The 5,875-nt window shown below is 48.0% G+C and carries 3 protein-coding genes; 1 reads left to right on the top strand and 2 read right to left on the bottom strand.

Annotated elements, in window-relative coordinates; genetic code table 11:
• A partial coding sequence (locus GX466_08245) for a M3 family metallopeptidase (protein ID NLH94185.1) occupies positions 1–198 on the top strand: 198 nt, incomplete at its 5' end.
• A gap of 195 nt (positions 199–393) precedes the next feature.
• Here GX466_08245 and GX466_08240 read toward each other — a convergent pair.
• Positions 394–2,322, bottom strand: a complete 1,929-nt coding sequence (locus tag GX466_08240) for a SusD/RagB family nutrient-binding outer membrane lipoprotein (protein NLH94184.1) — start codon at positions 2,320–2,322, stop codon at positions 394–396.
• 23 nt (positions 2,323–2,345) lie between these two features.
• Entirely contained in the window at positions 2,346–5,477 is a 3,132-nt protein-coding gene (locus GX466_08235) for a SusC/RagA family TonB-linked outer membrane protein (GenBank protein ID NLH94183.1), read from the bottom strand.
• Between the last annotated feature and the right edge of the window lie 398 nt (positions 5,478–5,875).

Here is a 5,875-nt window from a genome sequence, read left to right as displayed (position 1 = left end):
GCTGAGGTGCTCGACGCTGACGCATTCAGCCTCTTCAGTGAGAGAGGCATCTTCGACAGGGAAACAGCCGGCTCTTTCCGCCACAATATTCTCGAAAGAGGCGGCAGCCGTGAGCCTGATGAGCTCTTCAGATCTTTCCGCGGAAGGGAACCCTCCATAGAACCGCTGATAGAACGAAGCGGATTCAGAAAGAAATGATACCACCGGTCACCTGGCAGCCAGCAACTGGCAGTCAGCAGCCGGCAGTCAGCAGCCGGCAGTCAGCAGCCGGCAGTCAGCAGCCGGCAGTCAGCAACAAATTAATGAAATGCTGATTATCAGCAACAGACTCATAACTATAAAATGAAAAACCGGGGGGCTATATTCAGCCCCCCGGATATCAGCATAATGAAGCTATTCCTTATCCCACCAGACAGGATCACTCCATATTGCATCCTGCATGGCAAGTGGATTTGAAAGCAATAGCTGTTCGTTATTGTAGTTGCTTTCGTGAGCGCTGTGATTGAACCTGCGGAACCAATAGTTCAGGTCAGTCGGACTCGTTCCTGGAATGATATTGGTTGCAGTGAACTCGTATGGTCTCTTGTAGTCCCTGTACACAACACCAAAATTGCCTATGTTTCCTGCACTGTAATTGAAACGGCGCATATCGTTCCAAATCTGCATATTGATACCCATGGCAATGATCTTCTGCTGAATGATGTCAGCCATTGTAAGGTTACTGGCATTCTGCACCACTGCAGCGCTGGCCATATATGCTGCTATGTCTGCCTCATCCATTGGCATCTGATCAGGATTAACCGTCCCGGCAGACTTCCACTCATTGAGTTTGGTCTGCATACGGTCAAAGCTTGCCTCTATTCCTGCAATATAAGCATTATGAGCCTGTGGTGCATTTCCCTGTCTCAGGTACACCTCAGCCCTGATGAAGCACATCTCGGCATATGTCAGTATATCAGAATCTGAATCAGGCCTTACGAAGAAACTACCTGTTCCGCCGACAGCCTTCACGTCGGCGTTGAGATAGTAATACATATCCGTTGCTGACAGACCGCTTGTTGACATGCTGTTAGACCTCATGTTGACATACGCGGTGTCACCGGCACGTAAGTAGTTGGTGCTGTTGACATAGAATGATCCCCTGGGGTATGTCACTGAAACATCATTGCCGTCAACTGTATATGGATGAGGGATTGCAGCGATGAAGGCGTCTCTTGCTGCCTCATCAGCTATTGTGTACTTCAGGGTCTGAGGCGAATTGGCGTATGAATAGTTCAAGGGTCCTGAATTCACTCTGACACTTGAATTCATTGCGTCAACACCAATATCTCTCCTCCATTCATAGTTGATAATGTTCCCTGAAGCATTCAATTCAGTGTTGGTCATCACAGCAGGCAGAAGCTTTGGCAGGCGTGGGTCTGTCACTCCGGAGCCTCCTGTGAAATTGTTTGTCAGCAGGTTTGCATACCACCTTGTGTAACGCTGTCCTGTTCCATATGCTGCAGAGTTCCATGTGGAGTTGGTCTGGTAGGGATCAGCAACAGTGAAATTAACCGCATCACCCTCCACGTTGTAGTGTTTCATGATAATATTATCAGCATTGGACTGTGGTGCATTCTGCAGAGCTGCCAGCACTGCTGCCGGGTCAAATGTTGATTTTTTGGAAATCTGCAGGAGATAACGGGCTTTCAGACCGTAGCAAAGCTTGAGCCACTTATTGACATCGCCTCCGTTCCAGCTATCTCCTTTTGAGAGGGCTACGGCGCCAGGCTCCTGGGTTTTTCCGAAATATTCGATTGCCCTGTCCAGGTCAGCCATACATCCGTTATAGATAACATCGCCCTGATCATAGGCTGGATTGTATTTCCCTGTCAAAGCTTCAGTATAAGGCATTTCACCATAAAGGTCAAGCATCATCATAAAGCCCATGGCCTTGATGCAATAGGCAGCTCCCATGTAATGCCAGGCCCCCTGCTCTTCAGCTCTGTCAATAAGAGGTTTAAGGTTGACAGCGCCTCCGAGGAACCAGTTCTGGTATATCGTTGTGCAACTGCCCTGTATGGGATTCCAGGCTGCCAGCCTGCTGTTGCCTCCGGTGGCAGAGGTTGTCTGAGTCATTATCCCTGCAATGGTGCTCGTACGCATATTTGCAGTTCCCCAGGCATACATGTAGTAATGCTGTATCCAGGGAAGCCTGATCTCCGGGGTAGCACTGAGGTCATTTGGATTGTCAGGGTCCACATTGACATCGAGCCACTTATCACATGAAGAGAAGCCCAACATAATGATCAGACCAAGTGTAATAGATAATATCCTTTTCATAATCAACTTTTTTGAATCAGTTATTAAAATGTTGCATTGAGACCGAATGTCACGTTTCTTGTTGCAGGTACACCGCAGTAGTCGATACCCATCGAGCCAGACCCGCCTGTTCCTGAACCGGAAACGCTGACTTCAGGATCCATCCCCTTGTAGTTCGTCCAGAGAAGAAGGTTATAGCCGCCGATTGAAGCTGACAGACCTTTGATGAAACCCCTTTTGCCTATGAGGTCTGTGAAGTCATACGACAGGTTAACAGACCGCAGTCTCAGCCAGTTAGTGCTGGTTATGAAATTGTAAGCATTATCACCATATTTTGACCAGTATTGCTGGATCATATACTCGCCTGACTTCGTGGCTCCGCCTACAGTATAGGTCTTGCCGGCCTCATAGGTGTATGTTACAGGCTCACCCGATGTTTTGGAAACACCTGATACAGTAACTGACTTACGGTCAAGGGTTTTCATGCTTAATCCTCTTGTTGTCAAATACCAGTCTGTGCCGTTGTAAATATCACCGCCTTTTCTGATGTCAATCAGGAAAGAGAAGCTCAGATTCTTGTACTGCAGATTGTTGTTCAGACCTCCGATGAAATCAGGTTCACGGTTTCCCACTACGTTTGTCGTAACGGTTGTTGGTGCATACAGCCCGGTACTCTCATCTACAATGTACCTGCCATCAGGTATCTCATTCCCATCCGTATCCTTCTCCCGCAGCCAACGATCGCCGGTCAGGCCAAGGAAGTAACCGCCGTTCGGTACGGATGCTGCCTTAACCCCTCCGATCTGTACGTCAGTAACATAGAAGAAAGTGACTCCCGGCAGGAAATCTCCCAGAGTACCCCGGTTGCCTGAAAGGTTCAGTGTCACATCCCATGTGAAGTCACGTTTTTTTACAGGAGTTGCATTGATTGACAACTCTATCCCCTTGTTTTGTACCGAGCCGCTGTTCAGCGTAAGGAAGATATAACCGGTCGACTGTGCAAGTCTGGGGCTTGCCAGCTGGTTCTTCGTCACGCTGTTGTACCAGGTGAAGTCAAGTCCCAGCCTGCCCTCGAGGAACCGGAGTTCAGCCCCCAACTCGGTTGATGTCTGAATTTCAGGCACCAGGTTGGGGCTTCCTCCGGTCCAGCTGTTGCCGGTACCCACAAACTGACCGCTCACGATCTGAGGAGCCCATAGATAGGTGTTGGTTGCATATGCGTCAGCATCCTTGCCCACCTGGGCCCATGAAGCACGGATCTTTCCGAATGAAAGGATATCATTTTCAGGAAGCAGTTCAGTAAATACTAAGCTGCCGGATACTGAAGGATAGAAATATGATCTGTTTTCAACAGGAAGCGTTGACGACCAGTCGTTACGGCCGGTAACAGTCAGGTAGGCAATGCTCTTGTATGATGCACGAAGTTCACCAAATACACCTACCAATCGTTTGGTGACATTTCTTTCGGTAAAGAACTTCTGGTCATCAACTATGTTCCCAAAGCTTATTGTGCCGGGGGTTGAGAATCCGTAACCCCAGTTGGTCCGTGAAACTCTGTCTGTATTTTCAGCTGTATGCCCCAGTAGCAGGTTCAGGTCAATACCGCCAACCTTCTGATTAAAATTCAGCATGAGGTTGGAGGTAAGAAACGCATACTCGGAACCACTCTTACTCAGTCGACCCTTCTGGTATATCTCTGTCACTGCACCACCGGGTGCGATATAGGTATAGGCACCGCTGTTGTATGTATCATAACCTACCCGGTAAAGTATGTTGAACCAATCTGTCACGTTGAAAGAAACATTGATACCGCCCGTGAACCGGTTGACCTTGTCGGTAAGTTTGTTTTTATTCAGTATCCAGTAAGGGTTCTCCACGTCACTGGCAAGTTCCTGAATGCCCTCAAACATCCTGTACTTTGTTCCGTCAGGATTGAGGTATTTTGCGATATCGTCACTCCGTGACCAGCCGTAGAGAGCTGTCATTGTTCCGTTGCCTCCGCCGTTATACAGACCTGCTGTCGTCAGAGTCTTCAGGGTGTTTGTAATTGAATAGGCTGCATTTGCACCGACAGTCAGTTTGCCATATTTCTGCTCACCGTTGAAGCGGAATGTATTCTTGTCAAATCCTGTCGTGGGCACAACTCCCGTCTGGTCAAAATTTGATGCCGACATGTAGAAGCTGCTATTGGGGCTGCCTCCTGAGATGCTCAGACTGTTGTCAAACACATTCCCGCCCTGAAAGAAGTTGCCTACGTTGTCATAGACTGGTCCGGTTATCGGGTTACCCCATGACTGGGTTGTATAGTCACTGAATGACCCGGCCTCGTTATAGTAACCCCTTCCATAAACATCCTGCAACTCAGGCTTGGTGCCAACCCAGGAATAGGAGTATTTTGAATTGAAGTCTACCCTGACCGGACCTGCACCCCCTTTCTTGGTTGTAATGACAACCACGCCGTCAGCTGCCCGTGAGCCATACAATGCGGCTGCTGCAGCTCCCTTAAGGATTGACATGCTCTCGATATCATCAGGGTTGATGTCCATCACGCGGTTGCTGAATGATGTTGCATTTTTTGTCACACCATCAGTACCTGAGTTTCCGCTGTTGATGGTAGAGTTGTCATAGATGATGCCGTCAACGACGAACAAAGGCTGGTTGTCGCGTGTTTCGCTGGCTGAATTGCCGCCACGGATGATGATTGTTGATCCGGCGCCCGCAGAACCGCTTGACTGGGTGATACTCACACCAGCGACCTTGGCAGCCAGTGAGTTGATAACATTTGTCTGCTTATTCTTCAGGATCTCATCGCTTTTAAGGTCCTGAACTGAATATCCCAGGGCCTTTTTCTCCTTCTTGATACCAAGGGCGGTAACCACAACCTCCTCAACAAGAACTGATGATTCGGTCATGGTGACATTGATTGTGGTACGGCCATCAATCGGGATTTTCACCGTTTCCATCCCTATGAAAGAAAAGACCAGTGTGCCATTAGCAGGTGCATTGATGGAGTATAAGCCATCACTGTCTGAAGCCACACCGGTAATGGTTCCTTCAAGGACTATTTTTACTCCCGGAAGAGCCAGCCCGGCATTGTCAATGACTTTCCCGGAGACCCGCAGAGTCTGGGAAATAATTGTTCCGGAAAACAGGATCAGCAAAATGGCTGAAAACATTGCGTGTTTTCCCCATTTCACAACTTCCCGTTGAGAGTGCAATTTTAGGTTTGTTCTCATGTTATTGATATTTGGAGTTAAATGGTTTGGTCTTATGGTGAACAGTTATACTGATGAAATGTTCATTAGAATGCAATTTACGAGATTTCAGGAAAGATTGTAATCCCTATTCCCGATATTTTTAAATGAAACACAACAAAGTGTCATTTCTCCGGTCACTGGCCATGTTTGACGGCTATTTCACGACAAGCTCAAAATGAATTGATATATAAAAATCAGAGACGCGCGGGGGCGCGTCTCTGATTTTATTGACTGACAACCTGATCAGAGGATGTTCAAACAACTCCTACCAACCGGGTGTCTGTGTAAGGGTATAACCTTTCTCGGCATACTGGGTT

This window comes from Candidatus Cloacimonadota bacterium, assembly GCA_012516855.1.
Classification (GTDB): domain Bacteria; phylum Cloacimonadota; class Cloacimonadia; order Cloacimonadales; family Cloacimonadaceae; genus Syntrophosphaera.
Note: the sequence above shows the minus strand (reverse complement) of the source record. Positions and strands in the feature narration are given on the sequence as shown.